The organism is Phytohabitans maris (assembly GCF_031085175.1).
Classification (GTDB): Bacteria; Actinomycetota; Actinomycetes; order Mycobacteriales; family Micromonosporaceae; genus Phytohabitans; species Phytohabitans maris.
In genome coordinates, this window is record NZ_JAVHUY010000019.1 from 59,927 (window position 1) to 84,269 (window position 24,343).

The following is a 24,343-nucleotide window of genomic DNA, read 5'->3' on the forward strand; positions in this document are numbered from 1 at the left end:
GTCCGGTCAGCCGTAGGTGTCGCGCGGGCCGCGCCCGGGGACCCGCCGGCCGCCGCGCGACCAGGACGGCGCGGCCGGGCCGTGGATGTGGAGCTTTACCACCACATTGTGGCCCACCTCGGCGGCGATCCGCTGCAGCAGCGACGCGGCCAGCAGGCGCAGCTGGGTGGCCCACGCCGTCGACTCGGCCTCCACGGTCAGCTCGCCGCCGTCCAGCTTGATCGGCCGGCTGTGCTTGGCGATGTCGGGACCGACCACCCGCTCCCACGCCCCGAAGACGGTGGCCTCCGCGGCGGGACGCTGCCACCCCCGGGCCTTGACCAGCTTGGCGAGCACGTCGCCGAACGCCTGCGGATCGCGGGGGTCGGGCCCGGGCCCGGAGTAGCCCCGGGCCCGCCGGACGCTGGACCGCTCTTCCGCTCCCGGGGAGGTCCGCTTGCGCGGTGCGGCCTGCCGGCGTGCCTTTGCCGCATCGAGGACGGCTCGGGCCAGCTCAGGTCCGGTCTTCTCGCTTTCCGGCTCACTCGACACGGCGCACCCGTCCTTCCGCCACCTCGTATCGCGCCCCGCGGAGAACCGCCGGCACGTCCTCGGCGACCGCGCACGTTACCAGCAGTTGGCTCGCGCCACCGACCAGTTCGGCGAGGCGGGCGCGGCGGCCGGCGTCGAGCTCGGCGAAGACGTCGTCGAGGATCAGCACGGGCTCGATGCCCTCGGTGCGCAGCAGGTCGTACGCGGCGAGCCGGAGCGCCAGCGCGTACGACCAGGACTCGCCGTGGCTGGCGTACCCCTTTGCGGGCAGGTCACCGAGCATCAGCGTGAGGTCGTCGCGGTGCGGGCCGACCAGCGTCACGCCCCGCTCCACTTCGGACGGCCGGGACTCGGTGAGCGCGGTGGCGAGGGCGGCCTGCAGCGCCTCCCGGTCCGGCGGGTCGACCGGCACCGTGGCCTTGTAGGCGATCGACGCACCGCCCTTTCCGGCCGCCACCGCGTCGTACGCCTTGGTCACGTGCGGGGACAGCGCCGCCACCAGCTCCAGCCGGCCGGCCAGCAGCTCGGCGCCGTGGCGGGCCAGGTGCGCGTCCCACACGTCCAGTGTGGACAGGTCACCACCCCGGCTGCCGCCGGTCTTCCGGGCCAGGTACGCCGTGCGCAGCAACGCGTTGCGCTGCTTGATCACCCGGTCGTAGTCGGAGCGCACGCCCGCGTACCGCGGCTGCCGGGCGACCAGCAGGTCGTCGAGGTAGCGGCGGCGCTCGGCCGGATCGCCGCGGACCAGCTCCAGGTCTTCCGGCGCGAAGAGCACCAGCCGCAGGGCGCCGAGCACGTCCCGGGCCCGGCGCACCGGCGAACGGCCGAGGCGGGCCCGGTTGGCCTTGCCGGGCACGAGCTCCAGCTCGACGAGGAGCTCCCGTCCATCGTGGACGATCATGCATCGGATCACCGCGGCCGCCGCGCCGGCGCGGACCAGTGGCGCGTCGGTGGCGACCCGGTGGCTGCCCAGCGTGGCGATGTACCCCAAGGCCTCGACCAGGTTGGTCTTGCCGACGCCGTTCTGCCCGACGAGGATCGACCCGCCCGGCTCGAGGTCGACCTCCACCCGCTCGTACGAGCGGAAGTCGACCAGTTCGAGCCGTTGGACGTACATGGGTCGGCTACGGCCGCTTGCGGACCGCGTGCCCGCCGAACTGCTGGCGCAGCGCGGCGACCGCCTTCATGGCCGGCGAGTCGTCCTGCCGGGACACGAAGCGGGCGAAGAGCGAAGCGGCGATCACGTTCATCGGGACGGCCAGCCGGATGGCCTCCTCCACGGTCCACCGACCCTCGCCGGTGTCTTCCGTGTAGCCGCTCAGGTTGGCCAGGTCGGGGTCCTCGTCGAGCGCCCGGTCGAGCAGATCGAGCAGCCACGACTCGACGACCGACCCGTCGCGCCAGGACTTGATCACCCCGGGCACGTTGGTGATGATCTCCGACTTGGTGAGCAGCTCGTAGCCCTCCGCGTACGCGTGCATCAGGCCGTACTCGATGCCGTTGTGCACCATCTTGGCGTAGTGACCGGCGCCGACCGGGCCGGCGTGCACGAAGCCGAACTGGCCCTGTGGCTTGAGCGCCTCGAAGACCGGCTCGAGCCGGGCCACGTGCTCCGGGTCGCCGCCGACCATCAACGCGTACCCGTTTTCCAGGCCCCAGACGCCACCGGAGACGCCGACGTCCATGTAGCCGATGCCCTGGTGGCTCAAGCGCTCCGCGCGGGGCGGGTCGTCGCTGAAGCGGGAGTTACCTCCGTCGATGATGAGGTCGCCCTCGCTGAGATACCCCGCCAGCTCCTCGATCGCCGCGTCGGTCACCGCGGACGGCACCATCACCCACACCGCGCGCGGCGGCGTCAAGCGCTCGACCAGCTCGGTCAGGCTGGCGACGTCGCTCACCTCCGGGTTGCGGTCGTATCCGACGACCTCGTGCCCGGCCGTGCGCAACCGGCCGCGCATGTTGCCACCCATCCGGCCAAGGCCAACAAGCCCTAGCTGCATGACTTCGTCCCCCTTGTTGTCCCTGCTCTAACCGCCGGCCAACCTGCTAGCGGGTTACCCGGATCGGCATGATCAGATAGCGGTAGCCGGGGACAATCTCACCATCCTCGCCGGCCGGAGAGATCACCGCCGGCTTGAAGGCGTCGACGAACGACAGCATCGCCGTGGGGGAACCGAGCGCGGCGAGGCCGTCCAGCAGGTACTGCGGGTTGAAGCCAATGGTCAGCGACTCACCGGTGAAGGCGGCCTCCATCGCCTCGCTGGCCCGGGCCTCCTCGGTGCCACCGGCCTCGACCACGAGACCCTCGTCGCTGAAGCTCAGCAGGACCGGGGTCGTGCGGTCGGCGACCAGGGCGACGCGGCGGACGACCTCGTTGAGGGCGGCGACGGACACCCTGGCCTCGGAATTGTGCGAGGCCGGGAAGAGCGAGCGCACCGGCGGGTAGTTGGCGCCGTCGAGCAGGCGGCTGGTGGTGCGCCGGGCACCGCCGACGAAACCGATCATGCCCTCGCCGGCGCCGCCGTGGGCCAGCGCCATCGTCACGTCGCCACCGAGGGGGCCGAGCGTCTTGGCGGTATCGGCGAGCGTGCGGGCCGGCACCAGCGCGTTCATGCTCACGTCCGGGTTTTCCGGCCGCCACTGCATCTCGCGCATGGCCAGCCGGTAGCGGTCGGTGGCGAGCATGGCCAGCGAGCTGCCGTTGAGCTCGAGGCGCACGCCGGTCATCATCGGCAGCGTCTCGTCGCGGCCGGCGGCGATCGCGACCTGTGCCACCGCGGAGGCGAACTCGGCCGCGTCGATCGTGCCCGCGCTGTCGGGCATCTCCGGCAGGGTCGGGTAGTCCTCGACCGGCATGGTGGGGAGCGTGAACCGGGCGCTGCCGCAGACCAGCTCCAGGTGCGCACCGACGGCGGCGATGTCGACCGGCTTGGCGGGCAGCGCCTTGGTGATCTCGGCGAGCAGGCGGCCGGAGACGAGCGCCGCGCCGTCAGCGTCGCCCTGCACGTCGACGCTCACCTGGCTGGAGACCTCGTAGTCGAAGCCGGACACGTTGAGCTGTCCCTCTGTCACCCGCATCATCACGCCGGCGAGCACCGGCACCGAAGGCCGATTGGGCAGGCTCTTCGCCGTCCACGCCACGGCGTCGGCGAGCGCGTCGCGCTCGACTCGGAACTTCATGCCTGTGCCTCCGCGTCGACTCGGTGGTGTGGCGGGCCTGCACCGTGAGCCAGGCACAGAACCGCCCTACCGACCATAGGGCTCCCCGGCCGGCGGCGTACGCCCGCCCCCGGTGGTTTGCCCGATCAGATACCAAGGTTGGCCCGGCGGGAGCCGGTCCACAGAACGCACAACGCTGGTGATTGGTTTTTGTTGTCTTAGAAGGATCAAGTTCATCGTCTTCATAGGGCCTGTGTGAACTGTGGAAGAGTGCCGTCTTCCCTGGCCAGGCGGTTATCCACCGGTGGTTTGACTGTGGAGAAGCGGGGTATGAAGCGGGCCTTCCGTCCACAGCTTCGCGATCGAGCAACAGTTGTCCACGTCTGTCCACCGGTCATCCACCGGCTATCCCCCGGGTTTCTCCCCAGTGTGTGGAGAGCGTGGTGGGGCTCCACCACGACTTTTCCCCAGAACCTTCAACACCTCGTACACACCCGGTCCATCGGTCGTGGACGAGGTTGTTACCCGCCGTACACGTCCACAGCGATTTCCCCAGGAGTTGTCCACAGGTTGTGGGTAACCCTTCGCAAGAACACAAGGGGTTGTCCACCGACAGTGGACACAGCGTGTGGACGCATGTGGATGGGTGTGGAAAGCCGACGTTCGGCCAGGACTTGCGGGCACGGCTGTGCGTCCCCCGCCCTGAGGACGGTGGCTCGGTCGCCCGTGGCGGGGCGTCAGGAGTTCTGCTTGATCCGGTTTGTCAGCTCGGCGATCTGGTTGTACAGCGAGCGGCGCTCGGCCATCTGCTGACGGATCTTCCGGTCGGCGTGCATCACCGTGGTGTGGTCGCGGCCGCCGAAGGCCTGCCCGATGCGGGGCAGCGACAGGTCGGTGAGCTCGCGGCACAGGTACATGGCGACCTGGCGGGCGTTGACGAGCACCCGCGAGCGCGAGTGGCCGCGCAGGTCCTCCAGGCTCACGCCGAAGTAGTCGGCCGTCGACACCATGATCTGGTCGGCTGTGATCTCGGGGCCCGAGCCGTCCGGGATGAAGTCGCGCAGCACCTCTTCGGCCAGCGACAGCTCGACCGCGGAGCGGGTCAGCGAGGCGAACGCGGTCACCCGGATGAGCGCGCCCTCAAGCTCGCGGATCGAGTTGGCGATCCGCGACGCGATGAACTCCAGCACATCCGGCGGCGCGAACAGCCGCTCCTGCGCCGCCTTCTTCTGGAGGATCGCGATGCGGGTCTCCAGGTCCGGCGGCTGGATGTCGGCGAGCAGCCCCCACTCGAAGCGCGTGCGCAGCCGGTCTTCCAGCGTCGCGAGCTGCTTGGGCGAGCGGTCGGACGTGATGACGATCTGCTTGTTGGCGTTGTGGAGCGTGTTGAACGTATGGAAGAACTCCTCCTGCGTCCGCTCCCGGTTTTCCAGGAACTGGATGTCGTCGATCAGGAGGATGTCGACGTCCCGGTAGCGGCGCTGGAAGGCGCTGGTCTTGTCATCGCGCAGCGAGTTGATGAAGTCGTTGGTGAACTCTTCGGTCGAGACGTACCGCACCGAGCGGGCGTTGCCGAGCGTGGTGGCGTAGTGGCCGATCGCGTGCAGCAGGTGCGTCTTGCCCAGCCCCGAGCTGCCGTAGATGAACAGCGGGTTGTACGCCTTCGCCGGCGACTCGGCGACCGCGACCGCCGCGGCGTGGGCGAAGCGGTTGGACGAGCCGATGACGAACGTCTCGAACATGTACTTCGGGTTGAGCCGGTTGCCGCCGGACTCGGTACCCCCGCCGGGCCGGCGGTCGTCGCGGGCCGGACCGCCCGGGCGGTGGTCGAGCCCCGCGGCGCCCCGGTCGGGCATCGTGGCGGCGCGGCCGGGGCCGCTGTCCGGGCCGGTGTCGTGGCGCAGGTCACGGGTGGTCGGCTCGTCGCGGCGGGTGAGGTCGGGATGGTGCATGTCGTCCCGGTAGTCGGGAACGACCTCCGCGTGCACCGAAAGCCGGTCGGTCTCGCCGTGCGGGTCGGTCGCCTGCCGTGGCGCGCTGAAGAGCGCGGTCGGCTCGTCTTCCGGATCGCGCGCCATGGGCACCGAGGCGGAACCGGTCGCCGTCGCGGCGGCCGGTGAGATCGGATGCTGCGCCGAGCCGGTGGGCTCCTCCTCCACGAAGTCGCCGTCGAACCCGTCGGCGGTCGCGTCGAGGTCGGCCGGGCTGCCGTAGATCGTGCCGGACGGTCGGCCCTGTCCGTCTTCCGACGGGCGGATCGTCACGGCCACCTGGATCGGCCGGCCCAGCCGGCGGGAGAGCGCGTCGGTGATCGCCGGGCGCAGGCGGGACTCGATGACGTCACGGGTGAAGGCGTCCGGTACGGAGAGCAGCGCGATGTCCTCGACGATGGCGCCCAGCCGGGTCAGCCGGAGGTACGCGCGCTGCTGTGCCGAGACGATCTCGTCCGCCAGCTCCTCGGTCGCCGCCATCCAGACGACGGCCAGATCGTTCTCGGCCACCCCTCGCGCCACCCCCTTCGCCGTCCGCGCCCCGGGCTACCCCGCTGCCCGCCGGTCGTTGTCCACAAGTTATCCACAGCCTGTGTACCGACTGCCCGTGTCCTGACCGATTGTGGCTCCCCGCTCGACACCCCAGCGGAACTCGCTCGGCCTGCGACGACGCTGGAGCGGGTACACCGTGCCGAACGACTGACTGCCTCGTCCGGTTTTGCACCGATATGTAGCGACAGTGACCCTCTGACGCGGACCGGCAATCGGGCACGCTAACAGCGTTGTCCACAACCCTTCAACCGCTGTCCACACCGGTTCGTTCTCGGTGGCCGCGAAACCGCGCATTGAGGCCACTGCCGACCGTGATGCCGGGAGCACACCGTGTTTCGGAAACCGTTTTCGATGCGCTGGCCGCCCGCCCGTTTGACGCTCATTGCCGGCCTGCGTAAGCTTGAGCGGCTGCTCCGTGGCCTGACGGAGTGCCCTCTGCTGAGCAAAAGCACCCGGTAGTGAAGACGGAGATTAGACGTGAGCAAGCGCACCTATCAGCCGAACAACCGCCGGCGTGCCAAGACCCACGGTTTCCGGCTGCGCATGCGCACCCGTGCCGGCCGTGCCATCATCTCCTCCCGCCGTTCAAAGGGCCGCACCCGCCTGTCGGCCTGAGCCTGGCGGGCAGGTCGAAGGTGAGGCAGTCGTGCTGGCCGCGGCGCAGCGACTGCGGCGCAGCAGCGACTTCGCCGCAGCGGTCCGGGGTGGCCGCCGCGCCGGCCGCGGATCCGTGGTCGTCCACCTGACCGTCCCACCGCAGCCCGAGCTTTCCGAGCCGGCGCGTTCCGAGGAGTCCTCGGTGCGCGCCGGCTTCGTCGTCTCCAAGGCCGTCGGCGGCGCAGTGACGCGCAACACGGTTCGCCGCCGGCTGCGCCACCTCGTCCGCGACCGCCTCGCCGGATTGCCGGCGGGGAGCGTCCTCGTCGTGCGGGCCCAGCCCGGTGCCGCCACCGCGCCGTACGAGCGGCTCGGCGCCGACCTGGACGCCGCGCTCGCCGCCGCCCGATCACCCTTCCGCGGCCGCGGTGGTGGTAACGGGCAGAAAGGGCGCGCCCGTGGGTGACGAGCAGCACGGCCACCAGACTGCCGGTGCACGGCCCGGGATCGCGGCCCGGGTGCTGACGGCGCTGGTCATCGCGTACCGTCGTTGGATAAGCGCGGCATTGCCGGCGCGCTGCCGGTTCTATCCGTCATGTAGTGCGTACGCCTTGGAGGCCATCGCCACACACGGCGCCCTACGGGGGACCGGCCTCGCGACCTGGCGGTTGCTGCGCTGCCACCCGTTCCACCCCGGCGGGTACGATCCCGTGCCCCCACCCAAGAGCCACCGTCGTGCCGATGTGACTGGAGCCCCGAATTGAGTCTCGACTGGATCTACTGGGCGATCTCGTGGATCCTGCTGCGCTGGCATTCGCTGTGGGAAACGATCGGCGTCCCGGATGGCACCTTCCTGGGCACCAACTGGGCGTGGATTCTCTCGATCATCTTCCTCGTGGTCACCGTCCGGGTGATCCTCTTCCCGATCTTCGTCCGGCAGATCAAGTCGCAGCGTGCCATGCAGGCGCTGCAGCCCCAGGTCAAGGCCCTCCAGGAAAAGCACAAGGGTGACCGGGAGACGCTCCAGAAAGAGATGATGGAGCTCTACCGGAAGGAGAAGGCCAATCCGCTCATGGGCTGCCTGCCCATGTTCCTGCAGATCCCGGTCTTCCTCGGCCTCTTCCATGTGCTCCGCCGGCTCGATCCGGTGCAGTCGCTCAACACCACCCTCTACGGCTGGAAGCACGAGCAGTGGCAGAGCGCGGTGCACGCGAAGCTCTTCACCGCGCCGATCGCCGCGCAGTTCGGCTCGTCGACCGCCGAGCTCGAGGGCATGGGTGCCAACGGCACCACCGTAAAGATCATCGCGGCCATCCTGGTCGCCATCATGATCACGACGACCTACCTCACCAGCCGCCAGATGATCCTCAAGACCGGCTGGGCCGAAGACCCGCAGCAGCGCATGATCCAGCGGCTGATGCTCTACGGCATCCCGGCCTCGCTGCTCGTTTCCGGCGCCATCTTCCCGATCGGCGTGATCATCTACTGGGTGACCAACAACCTCTTCACCCTCGGCCAGCAGCAGTGGGTGCTCCGCAAGTACCCGCCGCCGGTGATCAACAACAAGAGCGGCAAGGCGGTCCCCGGACCGTCCGCGCGCAAGGCGACCGCGCCCAAGGCGCAGGAGAAGCCGAGCCGGCTCAGCCGTTCCAAGGCGAACGGTGCGGTCCAGGACACCAAGCCGGCGGTCGACGGCCGGGCCCTCGCGCCCAAGCCCGGCGCCAAGCCGGTCAATCCCAAGAAGCGCAAGCCCGCCAAGCGCCAGGGTTGACGCGACCGGTGCCCGCCGGCTTGGCCGGCGGGCACCGTGGCGCTCCCCCGGCGGCCGCGAACGCGGCCCCCCACAACAGACGTGCCCGTGGACGCAGGCAACCTTTCGCCCGCCGCGGGAAACCAGCGGACCGGAGACGGTCCAGCCGAACGAGTACGGAGATGAGACCGGTGACCGACACCAGCGTTCCCCAGACCGACCAGTCCCTCGACGACGAGCTGGACGCCAAGACGGAAGCGGTCGAGGACGAGGAGGACGACGAGAAGGAGGCGGAAGCCGCCCCCAGCGACACGGATCTCTTCCGGCAGAGCGAGATCGCCGCGGACTACGTGGAAGGCCTCCTGGACATCCTCGACTACGACGGCGACATCGATGAGCTGGTCTCCGCCGGCCGGCCGGTGGTCGAGGTGGTCGGCGGCCGGCTGCAGCCGCTGGTCGGCCAGCGCGGCGCCACGCTCGAAGCGCTCCAGGAGCTGACCCGGCTGGCCGTGTTCCGGCAGACCGGTACCCCCAGCCGCCTGCTGCTCGACGTCGGCGGCTACCGGGCCAACCGGCGCAAGGAGCTCGCCGCCGTCGCGAAGAACGCGGTGGAGAAGGTGAAGGAGTACGGCGAGCCCGTGCGCCTGGAGGCGATGTCCGCGTTCGAGCGCAAGTGCGTGCACGACGTGGTCAACGCGCTCGCCGGCGTCGAGAGCGAGTCGGAGGGCGTGGAGCCCAACCGGCGGATCGTCGTGCGACCGGTCGCCGACTAGCCGCGTGTCCAGCGATACCCCTTCCGGCCCGGGTGGTTTCCCACCCGGGCCGTTGCCTGTGGCCGCTCGCGCCGTCTTCGGCGATCGGCTCGACCTCGCCGTCGCCTACGGCGAGCTGCTCGCGACCGAAGGCGTGGTCCGTGGACTCATCGGCCCGCGGGAGGCGCCGCGGATCTGGGACCGCCATCTGCTCAACTGTGCGGTGGTGGCGGAGTTGATCCCGCCGGGCGCTTCTGTCGTAGACGTGGGGTCTGGTGCCGGTTTGCCCGGTATCGTGCTTGCTGTGGCCCGGCCCGACCTCACGGTTACCCTGGTCGAGCCACTGGCACGACGGACCGCCTTCCTGGCGGAGGTGGTGACGGAGCTCGACCTCGACCGGACCGTGGAGGTGGTCCGGGCGCGGGCCGAGGAGGTCGCCGGGAGGAGTCCCGCCGACATCGTCACCGCTCGGGCGGTTGCGCCACTCGACCGGCTCGCTGGCTGGTGTCTACCCCTCGCCGCCATCGGTGGGCGGCTGCTCGCGCTCAAGGGCGCGTCAGCCGCCGACGAGGTGACGGCACACCGCGACGCGATCGGTCGACTGGGCGGTGCCACGCCGGTCGTACGGCGATGCGGGGTCGGTCTCGTCGACCCGCCGACGACCGTCGTGGAGATCGTCCGGGAGCGGGTGGTCGGGCCGGCACGGATGAAGGCATCGCGGGGGGCGAGCCGCCGGTCTACATCGGACGGTGGCACCGCGCGCGGGGGTAGAGCGCGGAGGGGTTAGATGGTCGGGCGGCCACGGACTGTCGGTGTCGGATGGCCGCCGGACGCGGTGCCAATCTTTGGCGGCGTGCTGAGGCGTGTATGCGGCTTTCTCCTGTATGTCGTACCGCCGCGGGGTGCAAGACGGGCTCACGTGTCGGACACCAATGGCCTCTCGCGCCCATCGGCCGTAGGCTGGCCGCGCGTCGATAGTGTGGAACCGGCGGCGGCTCCTGTGTGGCAGCATCCCCCGCTGCCCGTCGGGCCGCACACATCGCCGGGGCATCTGGGCGCGAGTGCTGTTATGGCCGACCCATCCGAAGTGGACAGGGATGACACGGTGCAGGACAACGGTAGGTACGACGATTCGGGGTTGAGCCACCCCGGTGGCTACCGCGCGGGCGGTGCCGCTGTTTCACGTGGAACCGACTACGAGGGCTGGTCCGTCGGCCGGGGCGTTTCCGGGTATGGAAATACGCCGATGGTGGGACAGGACGAGGCCGATCCGCACGCCGTGCCGCAGCCGCGGGCCGGTAGCGGGTACGACCGCTCTGCCCGCCACGACGGCGAGCCGGGTCCGGCCACCGGGAGGTCAGCAGTGCCAGAGCGTTCGCCCCAGCCACCGACGGGCTACCCGACCGGCGCGCCCGAGGATCCGCATCGCCGCCCGGCACCGTCGCCGCGTCCACAGCCGTCGCCGGCCCCCTCCCCCTCCCCCTCGGGTGCCCCCGCTCGCGCTACGGCGTCGGTCAAGCCCGTCTCCGGCGCCGCGCCGTCGCCCACTTCGGCGCCACCTGCCGACACGCCCGCGCCGGCGACCAGTACTTATGGTGAGGAAGGTGGGGTTGACGCGTACGTTTCACGTGAAACCCCGTCGCGTGAAGAGGATGATCCACCGTTGGCTATGGAGGCAATGCGCGCAGTCCAGATCCTGAACCCGAGCGGCGAGGTCACCATGCCCCGCCCGGCCCGGCCGAGGATCATGTGCGTGGCAAACCAGAAGGGCGGCGTCGGTAAGACCACGACCACCGTAAACCTGGCCGTGGCGCTCGCCCTCCACGGCAACCGGGTGCTGGTGGTCGACCTCGACCCGCAGGGCAACGCCTCCACCGGGCTCAACGTGCCGCACCACGCCGGCATCCCGGACGTGTACGACTGCCTGATCGACAACGTGCCGCTGTCGGACGTCGCCCAAGCGGTCGAGGGCATCCCGAACCTCTGGTGCGTACCCGCGACGATCGACCTCGCCGGCGCCGAGATCGAGCTCGTCTCGGTCGTGGCCCGCGAGTCGCGGCTGGCCCGCGCGATCGCCGCTCACCCGGAGACGTTCGACTACGTCTTCATCGACTGCCCGCCCTCACTAGGTCTGCTGACGGTCAATGCCTTGGTCGCAGCCCAGGAGGTGCTGATCCCGATCCAGTGCGAGTACTACGCGCTGGAGGGCCTCAACCAGCTGATCAACAACATCAACCTCGTCAAGCAGCACCTGAACCCGACGCTCGACGTCTCCACCATCCTGTTGACCATGTACGACCGCCGCACCCGCCTGGCCGACGCCGTCGAGCAGGACGTGCGCAACCACTTCGGCGACAAGGTGCTGCAGGCGGTCATCCCGCGAAACGTCCGCGTCTCCGAGGCGCCCAGCTACGGCCAGTCGGTCATGACCTACGATCCCGGTTCGCGAGGTGCCACGAGCTACTTCGAGGCGGCTCAGGAGATCGCGGAGCGTGGGGTCAAACTGGGAGGAGCGGCGTGAGGCAGCCGTTCGTCGATGATCGGGAGAGTGCGGCATGAAGAACCGTCCGCGCGGCGGGCTCGGACGCGGGCTGGGGGCCCTGATCCCCACCGCGCCTCCGCAGCCGTCGGGTGGCGCTCCGGCGGCAGACACGGCTGCGTCGCCGCCTGACACCGCTGAGGCGGCTGCCGGTGGCGCTCCGGCCCACGTTCCCCCCGCCGAGCTCGCCTTCACCCCCGGCGCGACAACGAGCCACCTCGCCCCCGTGCCCGGCGCCCGCTTCGCCGAGATCCCGGTCGGGTCGATCGTGCCCAACCCGAAGCAGCCGCGGCAGGTCTTCGACGAAGAGGCGATGGAGGAGCTCAAGACCTCCATCCAGGAGGTGGGCCTCCTCCAGCCGATCGTGGTGCGGGAGCTCGACGGCGAGAAGTACGAACTCGTCATGGGCGAGCGCCGCTGGCGCGCCGCCCAGGCCACCGGCCGCGACACAATCCCGGCCATCGTCCGCGACACCCGCGACGACGCGATGCTCCGCGACGCGCTCCTGGAAAACATCCACCGCGCCAACCTGAACCCGCTCGAAGAGGCGGCCGCGTACCAGCAGCTGCTTGAGGAGTTCGGGGCGACGCACGAGGAGCTGGCGAAGCGCATCGGCCGGAGCCGCCCGCAGATCTCCAACACGATCCGGCTCCTGAACCTCCCGGCACAGGTACAGCGCCGGGTCGCCGCCGGCGTGCTCTCGGCGGGTCACGCCCGGGCCATCCTCGGCCTGGAAGACACGGAGGCCCAGGAGGAGCTGGCGCTGCGGATCGTGGCCGAGGGCCTGTCGGTACGCGCGACCGAGGAGCTCGTCGCCCTGGCGGTCGCCGAAGGCCCGGCCCCCGCGGCCAAGCCGGCCAAGCGCCGCGTGAAGGCGCACGCGCCCGCTCTGAGCGATCTGGCCGAACGCCTCTCCGACCGCTTCGACACCCGCGTCAAGGTCGACATCGGTCGCAGCAAGGGAAAGATCACGATCGAGTTCGCGACCGTGGACGACCTTGAGCGCATCGTGGGAATCATCGGCGTCGAGCGCACGGAGCAGCCGCCGGAGTAGCGCTCCCCCGTCGCGTCTCTGTTGGTGGCCGCGAACCCCGGGTGGGTTCGCGGCCAGCGTCGTTTCACGTGAAACGACGGGCCTCGGCGCGAGCGAGCCTGCGGACTCCTGGCCGACCCCCCGCAGTTGCAGCCGGATGCTCGGTGATCCCTTCGAGTCGGGTGGTAGGGGTCGGTACCCTGCGCACGGTGCACGCTGCCGGGAGGGCTTGGTCGCGGCGTGGCTCCAGGGCGCTGCTCGACTTCGGCTTCCGGGCTAGTGCCGGGCTCTGGGGTCAGCGCCGAGTGCGGGTCGCGGCGGTTGCGAGTACCGGCCGGGATTCTTCGGTCCGCTCGGTCGGCTCCGGCCCAGGCGGGTGTCTCGCATCGGGCGGGCGTCTTTGCTCGGCGCCGTGGCCACTGACCGCTCAGCGGCCGACTGGTGGGCCTCCGGCCGCGGTCTCAGCGCCCCCGCCGGCGAAGCGGGCCTCGACCGGGTGGTGGCCCTTGGTCGAGCGTCATCAGGCTCCCGGGGCAATGTCTCGGGGCCTGGTGTGAGGTCTGCCGGCCCACCATATGGGGTGTCGTCAGGCTCGCCGATGGGCGGGAGCTCTCGCCGATGGGCGGGCCGGGAGCTTGAGCCCGAGGTGTAGGGCCGGCGGGGCGTGGGCCTTTCGGTGCTGGGCGCCGACTGGTGCTTGATCTGGATCGCCGACGACGAGGCGAGTAGCTCTGCCGCGACGTCGCCTCCGTACGGGCGGGACGGCACGGCTTGCTGCTTCGCGGCCATCCTGTTTGCCCGCCGTGCGGTTTCGCTCGGGGCGGCTGTGCCCGGGAAAGGAGCGACCCGCTCACGGAGTCGGGTGCGGTTGGATCCTGTGGGTGGCAGCGTTCAGTCCTCCAGCGCACCAGAGCCGGCCGTGGGTCGGAGGAGCGAAGGCGGTGTTGGCGCGTCTCGTAGTCCACTGGGTCCCTCAGCACGAAGGCCGTTCGTCTGCGGCCGCTCCGGCGGGTCGACCGTCTACGTTCATGGGCGGCGGATGGCCGCGATGCTGGTCCCCTGGTGCGGTGGCCCCGCCAACGTTCACCGGCCTTCGGCCGCTGGTCACCCGGCGCTGGCGAAGCCGGCAAAGGTTAGTGGCCGCCGCACTAGCTTGGGGTCGCCGGGCCCTGCCTGAGGTGTGCCGTCACGGCTCCCGTCATCGAAGTCCTCGACGTCGCGGTGTTCATGCGCTCGGGTCGGGCCTGCGCTGGCTGACGCGGCCATCCGTTCGTGCCTGGCTCCGATCTCGGCTCCTGTAGCCCGTCCCTCTCGGTCGTGTGGGTCTCGCCTCCCGCGATTGGCGATGATCCGAGCGGTGGCACTCCCCCGGCGTTCGGAGGTCGCCGCCGGCTCATGCGCCGAACTCGGCGAGCCCGCCCTGGGTCGCTTAGCCCACGGCCATCCATTGGCGCCGCCGCTGTTGGGCGTGCGACGGCCAGGTCGCGCGGTCCTCGTCGCAGGATCGCCGCCTTACCCCCAGAGCGTGCCCCTCAGAGTCGAAAGGAGGCTCGACTGGCTCGGCGTCCGCGATGCTCCGTCAGGGAGGCCCCATCGATTGCGGCTGGCCGCCCGCTTCTCCCGGCCGAATGTCACCTCTCCGGGAAAGCCGAGCCACGGCACCACGAGCCGGAGCATCACCGCGAAGGCTGCCACCGCCGGGCTCCATCTCCGCGCCATCTCTGGTACGCGCGCCGGCTGCGGCCGCAGCTGCCTTATCGCTAGCGCTGGCATCGCCTTTGAGGGATCCGTGGTCGGCCTATCGGATCTCTCAGCCGCGAGCTGGTGCCTGGCCGGAGAGGGCCTGCTTCCGGTCGTCGATGATCGGAGACTCCACGCGAGGGGTCTTCACCAGCCTGGTCGCCGACACCATCGCGGTGTGTCCAAGTGCCTCGCCCGGAGCGAGACGGAGACGGCGATGCTTCCACGCGACGAGCCTGTCCGCAGGAGGCGCGTTGCGTCGGCGAGGGAGCTCCCCCGCCGCAGCCGTAGCGCGTCGACCCGGATGCAAAGGAGAGTTCCGGCGCATGCTCCCGACCCAGCCCGTGGATGTGCCGTCGAGAGCCCACGAGACTCAGCGGGTAGCACTCGACCTGACCGACTCGCGACAGCGAGCTTCGGTTAAAGGACGGACAACGCAGGTTGCGGTCGACGGCGAACAGCGAGCCGTGAGACCGACGCCGGCGCGGGTCCAACTCGGACCGGACCGTTCTGTGCGGCGATGGCGCCGCGAGGCTCCTGGTTGTCGGAGCCAGCTGTTGATCTCCGATGTTTCCCGTGAAACATCGCGCAGTGAGCCCGCGTCGTCGCCGGGCTTCCCCTGCCGCCTCGTTCCACGGGCGAGTCTCGGTCGTCTTCGCGACGGTGACGCGCCGACGATTGGCCGAGTGGCTCGCCGCGCGGGCGGGCTGGGGCCCCTGCCGCTCCGGACGCGCGTGACCACCGTCGCGTTGGCCACAGCACGATGACCACCGACCTCCGCCCGCCTCGCCGGGCCTAGCCGACCAAGCGGCCGAAGGACTCCAGTCGTCGGTAACGTACTAGGCCCTGTTTCAAAGGGATTGTTGAGGCGAGCCGAGGTCCAGGGAGGCTACGAGCCAGCCGACTCGCCGGCACGTCCGTATGGGCCTGATGCTCGCGCCGCCGGTCGTCGTCTGGGCTCGGCGCAGCCTGGCAAGGATTGTCGAAACAGGGCCTAGCGACTGGAGCGGGCTTGGTCGCGACTCCGGGGTGAGCGCGACCCGCTCGGACCCGACGTGGATCGAGGTAGCGGCCTCGCCTCCGATTCATTCGTGCGATCTTGGCCCGTGCGGCTCAGCAATGGAGCGTCGTCACAGCAGCGGGGCGTGTCGGCGGTCCCTGGCCCCAGAACTCAGTCCGCGCATCTTTGGAAGGAGGGCCGTTTGTCCGGCCACGTGCGACATCAGCAAGAGCATGCGCCTGCACCCGGATCTCGCCGCCGCGCGAGGTTCAAGGAGGAGACACCAATGGCCCGAGCCGAGCCAGCGTGACCCCGCGGCGTCAGCGCCCGAAGCAGTGGGGATCGCCGGGCTCGGAAGGGCCGCGAAGACCTCTGGCGCGCGGCCGGAAGCGCGGATGGCGTCGGGGCCTCGGCGAGAGCGAAATTGAGGCCAGACACCGACCGCTGCCGGACCAGAGACCCCGAGCGAGGCTCCTAGCCCAATCTCTCGCTGACTTCCCAGAGCGCAGACAAGCGCCGAGCCATCCGGCGCGCACCCCCTATCGCGAGTCCGCTGCTTCCAGGTATGCCGGGCAACCACAGACCACCAACTGGATCGCCGCCGTGGTACGCCGCGCCGGGATGTGGAGCGGCCCAACCCGGAGGAGCGCCGTCGAGGTGACCGGCGGCATAGGTGACGCGGTCTTCACCGATCCGCAGCCGCGACACCGAGAGTCCGTGAGGGTGGACGACCACGAACGAACGCCAAACGCCGAAGCAGTTCAAGACCCTCGCGGCGCCAACAGGGCCGGCGGACAGTTCCGGCTTCCGCCGTCGAAGTCGATGCGTCGCAAGGACTCCCCTAACGGATGGCTACCGCCGGGAGCTGTGGACCGGCGCCAGCCCGCGTGGCGTTGCGAGCCAAAGACAGCGTGCGCGAGCGCCTCGCCTCCGCTCCGACGAGGAGCGAGTGCGACCAACGTCGACAGACGGAGCCGGCCCAGGTACTGGCGGTCAGCCACCAAACCTGCGAGCGAGCCCACCAACGAGCGGGCACAAGCCGGGCGTCGACGCCCACACGGCCGCGATGTTTCACGGGAAACATTCGGCGAGAGGGCGAGAGGACGGGCCGCAGCCGGAGGTGCGACGCGCCCGTCGTTTCACGTGAAACGACGGGCGCGCACAATCCACAGAGGTTATCCACAGATGCAGCGGATTCGAGAGAAAGTGCCGGTCGGGGGCGGTGGTTGCCTGTGGACAGAGAAGGTGGCGTCCGCCCGAAACGGGGAAGGACAGCGGTCCTCAACTCCGTTAGGGTCAGCCTCGTGCCCGACACAGCATCCCCCGTTCCTGACTTCACGAAGTGGCCCTCCTTCCCGTTCGAGGGCGACCTGCGGGTCAAGCAGCTCGACGCCCCGGTGGAGAACGAGCCCGCGCGCAAGGGCGAGGACGCCGCCGACTGCAGCGCGTGCAACGCGCCCGATGAGGCGTACATCTGGGTCAGCGAGCGATGGCGCGTCCGTGCCATGGATCGACCCACCGGATTGCCGATGGTGCTCATCCTGGAGTCCCGCTCGCATCTCGACCTGGGCGACCTGCCCAACCTGTTGGCGGCCGAGCTCGGCGTGATGACCGTACGGCTGGAGCGGGCCGTGCGCTCGCTCGATGGAGTCGCACGGGTTCACGTGAACCGGTGGGGAGACGGGTCGGCACACCTGCACATGTGGTTCCTGGCCCGGCCGTACGGTCGGCTGCAGCTGCGCGGCACCTTCCTGTCGCTGTGGGACGACATCCTCCCGCCGATCCCGGAGTCGACGTGGCGGGAAAACCTGGCGCTCGTGGCGGCGTGGCTGGCTGAGTTCGGCGGAAAGCCGCTCGCCGAGCCACCGCGGATCGAGTGGCAGGCGCCGTCGAGTCTGGTTCAGCAGGCGGAGGCGGAAGCGGCCAGCCTCGCGCTGCAAGCCGACACCGACGACACCTCCGTCGCGCTCCTCGAAGCTCCCGAAGACGCGAAAGCTCCCGAAGACGCGGATGCTCCCGAAGACGCGCAAACAACGAACGCAGCGGCACCCCACACAGCAGCGTCGAAACCAGCGACGCCCAACGCGGCGACACCAACCACGGCGATGTCCGAGACGACGGCACCAGGCACGGAGACATCCAACGCAGCGGCACAGACGGCGGCGGCGCCGAGCACGGCCATCCCCAACGGCACGACACCCAACGCGGCAACGCCCGGCGAGACGACACGCGATCCGGTCACAGGTGAAGAGACGGCCGCGACGGGAGACCGGGCGACGGCAGACGGACCGACCATCCAAAGCCCAGCCGCAGGCGTGAAGCCGGCGTCCACACCGGTCGGCGCCAAGCTCGATACCAAGAGCGACAGCAAAGACGCGGCGCCGGGAGGCCAACCGCCGCGCACCGTGCCGGCCGCTCGGGCGGCCGGGCAGCCCGAGGCTCCAGGGAGCAAGCCCGAGCACCAGAGCGCCACGACCTGACCCATGCCGCTGGCGGCGCACCAGCCGCCGCGGCACGACGTGGGCAAGCAGCGGGCAAACGGAACGCCACGAGGTCGGCGAGCTGCCGAAGCGAGAGAGAGGTCGGGCCAGCCAAGACAACCGACAACCGCAGGCCAGGCCGGCCGAGCAGGGCCAAAGGCCCACGCCAGCAGGACAGAGGAAAGAGAAGCGAAGCAAAAGCGCCCCCGGCAACCGGAAGACCGGTACGGGGGCGCTTCCCGTCTCAGGAGCCGGGCCTCAACCCGTACGCCGAGCGGCCCGCCCCACGAGCGCCGCCAGCAGCTTGCCGAAGTCGAGGCCGGCGGCCTGTACCGCGAGCGGCAGCAGCGACGTCTCCGTCATGCCGGGCGACACGTTCACCTCGAGCACGTGTGGCTGCCCGTCGGGGTCGACGATCAGGTCGACCCGGGAGAGATCACGCAGTCCCAGCGCCGTGTGCGCAGCGATCGCGGTCTCCGCCACCACCGCCGCCACCGCGGGGTCCAGGCGGGCGGGCGCGTGCCAGGTGGTGAGGCCGGCCGTGTACCGGGCGGCGTAGTCGTACACGCCGTTGCGCGGCACGATCTCGACGGCCGGCAGCGCCTGCGGGCCCTCCCCCTGGTCGATCACCGACACGGCCACGTCCATGCCCGCCACGTACCGCTCGACCAGCGCCGTGGAGTCGTACGCGAAACAACCCACCATCGCGGCCGGCAGTGCCGTCGCGTCCCGGACCACGGCGGCGCCCAGGCCGGAGCCGCCCTGCGCGGGCTTGACCATCAGCGGCAGACCGAGCCGGTCGGCGATGCGGTCGAGCACCGCCACCGCGCCCAGCTCCGAGAACCGGTCATGGGGCAACGCCACCCAGTCGGGCGTGGGGATGCCGGCCTCGCGCAGCACCGCCTTCGCCGAGGGCTTGTCCCATGCGAGGCGGGCGGAGCGGGCGTCGCAGCCCACATACGGCACGTCGCAGAGGTCGAGCACCCCGCGCAGCGAGCCGTCCTCACCGGTGGCACCGTGCAGCGCGATCACGACGGCGTCCGGTGGGTCGGCCCGCAGCGCCGGCAGCAGCGAGACGTCCGCGTCGCGCAGCTCTGCTTCGATGCTGGCGCCGCGCAGCGCGTCGAGCACCCGGCGCCCCGACTTCAGGGAGACGTCCCGCTCGTACGAGAGTCCGCCGGCGAGGACGAGGACACGAAGGTCCGTATGCATGCCTCAGATCATGCCAAGCCGGGGTCAGGGGCGTCGGCCGCGGCCTGCCCCCGCCGGCGCGCGGCGAGTCCGCCCACCGCGCCGAAGACCTGCCGCATCGCCAGCTCCTGCTCCATCACACCGGCGAGCCGGCGCACGCCCTCGCGGATCCGCTCCGGCGACGGGAACGAGAAGTTGAGCCGCATGTGCCCCGCGCCCGTGCCGTCGGCGTAAAAGCCCGTACCCGGCACGTACGCCACGCGGGCGGCGATCGCCCGGGGCATCATCGCCTTGGCGTCGAGGCCCTGGGGGAGGGTGGCCCACACGAAGAGGCCGCCCTTGGGCTCGGTCCAGGTGGTGCCGGCCGGCATCAGGTCGGCGAGGGCGTCCAGCAGCGCGTCGCGGCGCTCGCGGTAGATCTCCCGGTACGCCTTCAGCTGCTCGCGCCACGGCATGGTGGCCAGGTAGGTGGTGATGGCCGCCTGCGCGTACGCGCTCGGGCAGAGGATCTGCGCCTCGCTGGCGATCACGAGCTTTTCCCGCACCGCGTGGGGCGCGAGGATCCAGCCCACCCGCATGCCCGGCGCGAAGGTCTTGGAGAACGTGCTCAGGTAGAAGACCCCGTCGCGGCGGCGGGCGCGCAGCGGCGCGGGTGCGTCGCCGTCGAAGCTCAGCTGGCCGTACGGGTCGTCTTCGACCACCAGCAGCCCGGCGCGCTCGCAGATGTCGAGCACCCGCTCGCGCCGCTCCTCGGTCAGCGTCACGCCGGCCGGGTTTTGGAACGTGGGGATCGTGTACAGGAACTTGGCCCGCCGGCCCGACCGCGCGACCTCCGCGATCGCCTGCTCCAGCGCCTCGGGCACGATGCCGTCGCCGTCCATCGGCACGTGCACCACCTGCGCCTGCGCGGCCTGGAAGACGCCGAGCGCCCCGACGTAGGTGGGTCCCTCGGCGAGCACCACGTCGCCGGGGTCGAGGAAGATCCGGGCCACCAGGTCGAGCGCCTGCTGCCCGCCGACCGTCACCACCACGTCTTCGGGGGAGGCGCCGCAGCCGACGTCGATGCCGGAGAGCGCCATCACCTCGCAGATCCGCTCGCGCAGCTCTAGCGTGCCCTGGCCGATCCCGTACTGCAGGGTGGTGGGGCCGTGGTCGGTGGCGAGGCGGCTGAGCATCTCCCCTACCGCGTCGAGCGGGAGGGCGGCGACGTAGGGGGCACCACCGGCGAGCGAGACGACCTCGGGCCGGCTGGCCACGGCGAAGAGGGCACGGATCTCCGATGCCGTCATGCCGCGCACCCGCCGGGCGTAGCGATCGGTATAGTCGTCAAGCGTCGTGCCGGTCATGACTCACCTGCCTCGTCGGAGCAAGCACCAAGGTTGAGCCCAGCCACACTGCTGGCCGATCGATCGTAGTCCCGAGGCGCCACACACGCCTCCGGTTACCCCGCTCGGGTTCCACATACCGGGCCCGGGGGTGACCAGTTGCCCGACCTCTCCCCTGACGCGAAGTTCCGGCGTACGATCTCCTGTCGGGGGCAAGGAGGCGGCGCGTGGCTGCAATCGATGCTATGAGGATTGGGCAATGTCGCGACGCTTGGTCAGTCTGACGCTCGACACTCTCGAGGATCTCCCCCGCCCCTGCCGAGCCTGCGTGTTCTGGGAGCTGGATCCCGTCGCCGCCGAGCGCGCGTGCGCCGCCGGCGACCCGGGGCTCGAAAAGGAAGCGTGGGTGTCCCAGACGCTGCTGGAGTGGGGCTCCTGCGGCAAGCTGGCGTACGTCGACGGCATGCCCGCCGGCTTCGTCATGTATGCGCCACCCGCTTACGTGCCACGCTCGATGGCGTTTCCCACCTCGCCGGTCTCGGCCGACGCAGCGCTGTTGATGACCGCGCACATCGTCACCGCGTTCGCCGGTGGCGGGCTGGGGCGGATGCTCGTGCAGGGCGTGGCCCGCGATCTCACCAAGCGCGGCATCAAGGCGATCGAGGCGTTCGGCGACGCCAAGTACGGCGAGTCCGGCGACGGCGAAGAGGGCTGCCTGGCGCCGGCCGACTTCTTCCTCTCGGTGGGCTTCAAGACGGTGCGGCCGCACCCGCGCTTCCCGCGACTGCGGCTGGAGCTGCGCACGGCGCTGTCGTGGAAGTCCGATGTGGAGTACGCGCTGGAGAAGCTCCTCGGCTCGATGAGCCCGGAAAGCCTCCTACGCCCGGTTCGTCCAGCTACGCGATCAACGTCCAGCTAAGTCACAAAACGGCTGCGCGATCAACACCAAGCGCGAAGCGCCCACGAACGCGAAGCACTCAGGAAACGGCCGCGGCCCGCAGGCTCCGTACGTCGATCGAGCCCGTCGGCACGTCGGCCTCCACCGGGTAGTACATCCGCTGCACCGCCGCCACGATGGCCTCGACCACCCGGTCACGGAAAGCCGGGTCGATCAGCCGCTCCCGGTCGGCGGGGGACGTCAGGTAGCCGACGTCGACCCGCACCGCCGGCATCCGGGTCAGCCGCAGCAGCTCCCACGTCTTCGCGTGGGTCTGGCAGTTGCGCAGGCCGGTGCGCTTGACGATCTCGCGCAGCGCCATCCCGGCCAGCCGCTCCCCTACCGTCGAGGTCACGCCGTTGCCCGTGCCGTAGTGGAACGCCGCCACCCCCTCGGCATCCGGGTTGGCGTGCCCGTCGATGTGCAGCGAGATGAAGAGGTCACCGCCGAGCTCGTTGGCCAGATCGGCCCGGGCGATGTCGGTCAGCGCCGGCCCACCGCCCGGTCCCCGGGTCAGGTGCACCCGCATCCCGGCCGCCGCGAGGCGCCCCTCCAGCCGCGCCGCCATGTCGAACGCGAGGTCGGCCTCGGTCCAGCGCAGCGGCCCGTCCGGCACGACGATGCCCGGGTCGGAGCCGCCGTGGCCGGGGTCGATGACGATGACCTTGCCGATCAGGTTGGGCCCGGAGCGGCGAAACGCCTCGGCCTCACGCAGCCACTGCGGCCGCCCGCCGACCACCTTGCGACCCAGCCGCTTGAGCGCGTGCATGGTCTGCGGCCCGCAGGCCCCGTCCGGCTGGAGGCCCACCTCACGCTGGAACTGCGCCACCGACCGGGCCGTGTTGGGACCGAAGATGCCGTCGGCACGACCCACGTCGTACCCCATCTCCAGCAACCGCTCCTGGAGGGTGCGGACGTCCTCGCCGACGAGCGGCTCGGGGATCGCGTGGTAAAGCGCCCGCGCGCCCAGCCGCCAGCGGGCGGCGTCCAGCGCGCGCCACGTCTCGTCGCCGACCAGGCCGTCCACCGACAGCCCGCGGGTCTGCTGGAAGCCGCGGACGGCGCGCTCGGTGGTCTCGTCGTACTCGTCGCCGCTACCGGCCAGGAGGTCGAGCTCGGCGAGGATCTGGTTGATCTCGATGACCGCGGGGCCGCGGTCGCCACGCCGGATCGGACGCACGGAGGACCTCCTCAGTGAGAACGCTTCAGGAGCCTATCCCGCCCGGCGACACGCCGCCGCCGGGACCGCCGGAACACCGGCTGCGTACCGCCAGCCGGGCACTCGCAAACACGCCCTTTGGCCGGGCGCCGGCCACCGACTGCACCGGCTGGCCGCCCTTGAAGACGGTCAGCGTGGGCACCGACATGATCACTAGCACACACGTCCAAACGAAAAGGGCGCCCCCCTAATGGGAGCGCCCCGACGCAAGTGCCTGTTACAGCGCACCCTCGATCAGCTTGACCAGGTCACCCTTTGGCCGGGCGCCGGCCACCGACTGCACCGGCTGGCCGCCCTTGAAGACGGTCAGCGTGGGCACCGACATGATCCGGTACGCGCGGGCGGTCTCGGGATTTTCGTCGATGTTCACCTTGACGATCCGCACCCGGTCGCCCATCTCGTTGGCGATCTCCTCGAGCAGCGGCGAGACCTTCTTGCACGGCGCGCACCACTCGGCCCAGAAGTCCACCAGGACGGGCGTCTCGGACTGCAGCACGTCACTGGTGAAACTGGCGTCGGTGACCGCCTTGGTTGTTCCCACGAAGACCCTCCTGAAACGAAACTCAGACTTCCAGTGATGCGATGAACCGCTCGGCGTCGAGCGCGGCGGCACAGCCCGTGCCGGCGGCGGTGATGGCCTGGCGGTAGGTGTGGTCGACCAGGTCGCCGGCGGCGAAGACGCCGGGCACGCTGGTGTGCGTGGTGGGGGCGTCCACCACGACGTATCCGTTTTCGTCGAGCTCCACCTGGCCGCGGAAGAGCTCGCTGCGGGGCTCGTGGCCGATCGCGACGAACACGCCGGTCACGTCGAGCACCTTGCCCTCGCCCGAGTGCACGTTACGCAGCTGCACGCCGGCGACCTTGCCGTCGTCTCCGAGAACCTCTTCGACGACAGAGTTCCACTCGACGGCGATCTTCGGGTTGGCGAGCGCCCGGTCGGCCATGATCTTGCTGGCTCGGAACTCGTCGCGGCGGTGGACGATCGTCACCGTGTCCGCGAACTTGGTCAAGAACGTGGCCTCCTCCATCGCGGAGTCGCCACCGCCCACGACCGCGATCGGCTGGCCGCGGAAGAAGAAGCCGTCACAGGTGGCACAGGAGGAGACGCCGTGGCCGAGCAGCTCCTGCTCGCCCGGGACGCCCAGCGGCCGCCAGGCCGAACCGGTGGCGAGGATGACCGCCTTGGCCTGGTACTCCGTCTCGCCGACGTACACCTTCTGGGTGGCGCCGGAGCCGACCACGCCGGTGTCGGTGAGCTGCACCCGGGTCACGTCGTCGGTGAGGAACTCGGCGCCGAACCGCTCGGCCTGCTTGCGCATCGAGTCCATCAGCTCGGGACCCATGATGCCGTCGGGGAAGCCGGGGAAGTTTTCGACGTCTGTGGTCGTCATCAGCGCGCCACCGGACTGCGCACCTTCGATGACGAGTGGCTTGAGGTTGGCGCGGGCGGCGTAGACCGCAGCGGTGTAACCGGCCGGGCCTGAGCCGATGATGATCAGATTACGGACCTCGTCCACTGCCGACTCCCGTAGTGTTTTGTATGCGCA

20 protein-coding genes and 1 pseudogene are annotated in these 24,343 nt (G+C 70.4%); 10 read left to right on the top strand and 11 right to left on the bottom strand.

Annotated features, from left to right (window positions below; all coding sequences use genetic code 11):
- Positions 1-6 precede the first annotated feature (6 nt).
- The 5 genes from RB614_RS21140 to dnaA form a co-directional block, all read right to left on the bottom strand.
- The gene (locus RB614_RS21140) at positions 7-531 is read right to left on the bottom strand and encodes a DciA family protein (protein WP_308714297.1); all 525 of its coding nucleotides are present in this window, start codon (positions 529-531) and stop codon (positions 7-9) included.
- Entirely contained in the window at positions 521-1,648 is a 1,128-nt protein-coding gene (gene recF, locus RB614_RS21145; protein ID WP_308714298.1) for a DNA replication/repair protein RecF, read from the bottom strand. The genes RB614_RS21140 and recF overlap by 11 nt, the downstream gene beginning before the upstream one ends.
- 7 nt (positions 1,649-1,655) lie before the next feature.
- Positions 1,656-2,531: a phosphogluconate dehydrogenase (NAD(+)-dependent, decarboxylating) gene (gene gnd / locus RB614_RS21150; RefSeq protein WP_308714299.1), complete on the bottom strand. Its 876-nt coding sequence runs from the start codon at positions 2,529-2,531 to the stop codon at positions 1,656-1,658.
- Between the two features lie 46 nt (positions 2,532-2,577).
- Complete coding sequence (dnaN, locus tag RB614_RS21155) at positions 2,578-3,711, bottom strand: DNA polymerase III subunit beta (RefSeq protein WP_308714300.1); 1,134 nt, start codon at positions 3,709-3,711, stop codon at positions 2,578-2,580.
- A gap of 716 nt (positions 3,712-4,427) precedes the next feature.
- Positions 4,428-6,161 carry a chromosomal replication initiator protein DnaA gene (gene dnaA / locus RB614_RS21160; RefSeq protein WP_308714381.1) on the bottom strand — a complete coding sequence of 578 codons (1,734 nt, stop codon included), beginning with the start codon at positions 6,159-6,161 and terminating at the stop codon, positions 4,428-4,430.
- A gap of 549 nt (positions 6,162-6,710) precedes the next feature.
- On the opposite strand from dnaA, the gene rpmH reads away from it, so the two are divergent.
- The 9 genes and pseudogenes from rpmH to RB614_RS44320 all read left to right on the top strand — a co-directional run.
- Positions 6,711-6,848: a 50S ribosomal protein L34 gene (gene rpmH, locus RB614_RS21165; protein WP_308714301.1), complete on the top strand. Its 138-nt coding sequence runs from the start codon at positions 6,711-6,713 to the stop codon at positions 6,846-6,848.
- Between the two features lie 31 nt (positions 6,849-6,879).
- Positions 6,880-7,296 (top strand): ribonuclease P protein component, encoded by a 417-nt coding sequence (rnpA, locus tag RB614_RS21170; RefSeq protein WP_308714302.1) that lies wholly within the window; start codon positions 6,880-6,882, stop codon positions 7,294-7,296.
- 40 nt (positions 7,297-7,336) lie between these two features.
- Positions 7,337-7,594, top strand: coding sequence for a membrane protein insertion efficiency factor YidD (gene yidD / locus RB614_RS21175; RefSeq protein WP_428983079.1), 258 nt, complete (start codon positions 7,337-7,339; stop codon positions 7,592-7,594).
- Positions 7,591-8,601, top strand: coding sequence for a membrane protein insertase YidC (gene yidC, locus RB614_RS21180; protein ID WP_308714303.1), 1,011 nt, complete (start codon positions 7,591-7,593; stop codon positions 8,599-8,601). The genes yidD and yidC overlap by 4 nt, the downstream gene beginning before the upstream one ends.
- A 161-nt stretch (positions 8,602-8,762) precedes the next feature.
- Positions 8,763-9,353 (top strand): Jag family protein, encoded by a 591-nt coding sequence (locus RB614_RS21185; protein ID WP_308714304.1) that lies wholly within the window; start codon positions 8,763-8,765, stop codon positions 9,351-9,353.
- A 58-nt stretch (positions 9,354-9,411) separates the two neighbouring features.
- A complete protein-coding gene (gene rsmG / locus RB614_RS21190; RefSeq protein WP_428983075.1) occupies positions 9,412-10,119 on the top strand; it encodes a 16S rRNA (guanine(527)-N(7))-methyltransferase RsmG in 708 nt (235 codons plus the stop codon).
- Positions 10,120-10,401: 282 nt separating this feature from the next.
- Complete coding sequence (locus RB614_RS21195) at positions 10,402-11,853, top strand: ParA family protein (protein ID WP_428983076.1); 1,452 nt, start codon at positions 10,402-10,404, stop codon at positions 11,851-11,853.
- Positions 11,854-11,887: 34 nt separating this feature from the next.
- Entirely contained in the window at positions 11,888-12,925 is a 1,038-nt protein-coding gene (locus RB614_RS21200) for a ParB/RepB/Spo0J family partition protein (protein ID WP_308714306.1), read from the top strand.
- A 4,023-nt stretch (positions 12,926-16,948) separates the two neighbouring features.
- A pseudogene (locus RB614_RS44320) lies at positions 16,949-17,540 on the top strand (hypothetical protein); the annotation flags it as partial.
- Between the two features lie 842 nt (positions 17,541-18,382).
- On the opposite strand, the gene RB614_RS21210 reads toward RB614_RS44320, so the two are convergent.
- Both RB614_RS21210 and RB614_RS21215 read right to left on the bottom strand, forming a co-directional pair.
- Positions 18,383-19,336, bottom strand: a complete 954-nt coding sequence (locus tag RB614_RS21210) for a D-alanine--D-alanine ligase family protein (protein WP_308714308.1) — start codon at positions 19,334-19,336, stop codon at positions 18,383-18,385.
- 8 nt (positions 19,337-19,344) lie between these two features.
- Positions 19,345-20,661 carry an aminotransferase-like domain-containing protein gene (locus RB614_RS21215; RefSeq protein ID WP_308714309.1) on the bottom strand — a complete coding sequence of 439 codons (1,317 nt, stop codon included), beginning with the start codon at positions 20,659-20,661 and terminating at the stop codon, positions 19,345-19,347.
- A gap of 238 nt (positions 20,662-20,899) precedes the next feature.
- Between RB614_RS21215 and RB614_RS21220 the strand changes: the two genes are divergently transcribed.
- Positions 20,900-21,559, top strand: a complete 660-nt coding sequence (locus tag RB614_RS21220) for a GNAT family N-acetyltransferase (protein ID WP_308714310.1) — start codon at positions 20,900-20,902, stop codon at positions 21,557-21,559.
- A gap of 58 nt (positions 21,560-21,617) precedes the next feature.
- Here the strand turns inward: RB614_RS21220 and RB614_RS21225 are convergent, their stop codons facing one another.
- From RB614_RS21225 to trxB, 4 genes are all read right to left on the bottom strand, one after another.
- Positions 21,618-22,757: an N-acetylmuramoyl-L-alanine amidase gene (locus tag RB614_RS21225; RefSeq protein WP_308714311.1), complete on the bottom strand. Its 1,140-nt coding sequence runs from the start codon at positions 22,755-22,757 to the stop codon at positions 21,618-21,620.
- Positions 22,758-22,782: 25 nt separating this feature from the next.
- The gene (locus tag RB614_RS21230) at positions 22,783-22,944 is read right to left on the bottom strand and encodes a YbbN family protein (RefSeq protein ID WP_308714388.1); all 162 of its coding nucleotides are present in this window, start codon (positions 22,942-22,944) and stop codon (positions 22,783-22,785) included.
- A 69-nt stretch (positions 22,945-23,013) separates the two neighbouring features.
- Complete coding sequence (gene trxA / locus RB614_RS21235; protein WP_308714312.1) at positions 23,014-23,337, bottom strand: thioredoxin; 324 nt, start codon at positions 23,335-23,337, stop codon at positions 23,014-23,016.
- Positions 23,338-23,359: 22 nt separating this feature from the next.
- Positions 23,360-24,313 (bottom strand): thioredoxin-disulfide reductase, encoded by a 954-nt coding sequence (gene trxB, locus RB614_RS21240; protein ID WP_308714313.1) that lies wholly within the window; start codon positions 24,311-24,313, stop codon positions 23,360-23,362.
- Positions 24,314-24,343: the final 30 nt, after the last annotated feature.

Bases quoted from the DNA above. Each gene is read 5' to 3' on its own strand.
- recF (WP_308714298.1), bottom strand. From the start codon at position 1,648: ATGTACGTCCAACGGCTCGAACTGGTCGACTTCCGCTCGTACGAGCGG.
- gnd (WP_308714299.1), bottom strand. From the start codon at position 2,531: ATGCAGCTAGGGCTTGTTGGCCTTGGCCGGATGGGTGGCAACATGCGC.
- dnaN (WP_308714300.1), bottom strand. From the start codon at position 3,711: ATGAAGTTCCGAGTCGAGCGCGACGCGCTCGCCGACGCCGTGGCGTGG.
- dnaA (WP_308714381.1), bottom strand. From the start codon at position 6,161: ATGGCGGCGACCGAGGAGCTGGCGGACGAGATCGTCTCGGCACAGCAG.
- RB614_RS21185 (WP_308714304.1), top strand. From the start codon at position 8,763: ATGAGACCGGTGACCGACACCAGCGTTCCCCAGACCGACCAGTCCCTC.
- RB614_RS21195 (WP_428983076.1), top strand. From the start codon at position 10,402: ATGGCCGACCCATCCGAAGTGGACAGGGATGACACGGTGCAGGACAAC.
- RB614_RS21200 (WP_308714306.1), top strand. From the start codon at position 11,888: ATGAAGAACCGTCCGCGCGGCGGGCTCGGACGCGGGCTGGGGGCCCTG.
- RB614_RS21210 (WP_308714308.1), bottom strand. From the start codon at position 19,336: ATGCATACGGACCTTCGTGTCCTCGTCCTCGCCGGCGGACTCTCGTAC.
- RB614_RS21215 (WP_308714309.1), bottom strand. From the start codon at position 20,661: ATGACCGGCACGACGCTTGACGACTATACCGATCGCTACGCCCGGCGG.
- RB614_RS21220 (WP_308714310.1), top strand. From the start codon at position 20,900: ATGTCGCGACGCTTGGTCAGTCTGACGCTCGACACTCTCGAGGATCTC.
- RB614_RS21230 (WP_308714388.1), bottom strand. From the start codon at position 22,944: ATGTCGGTGCCCACGCTGACCGTCTTCAAGGGCGGCCAGCCGGTGCAG.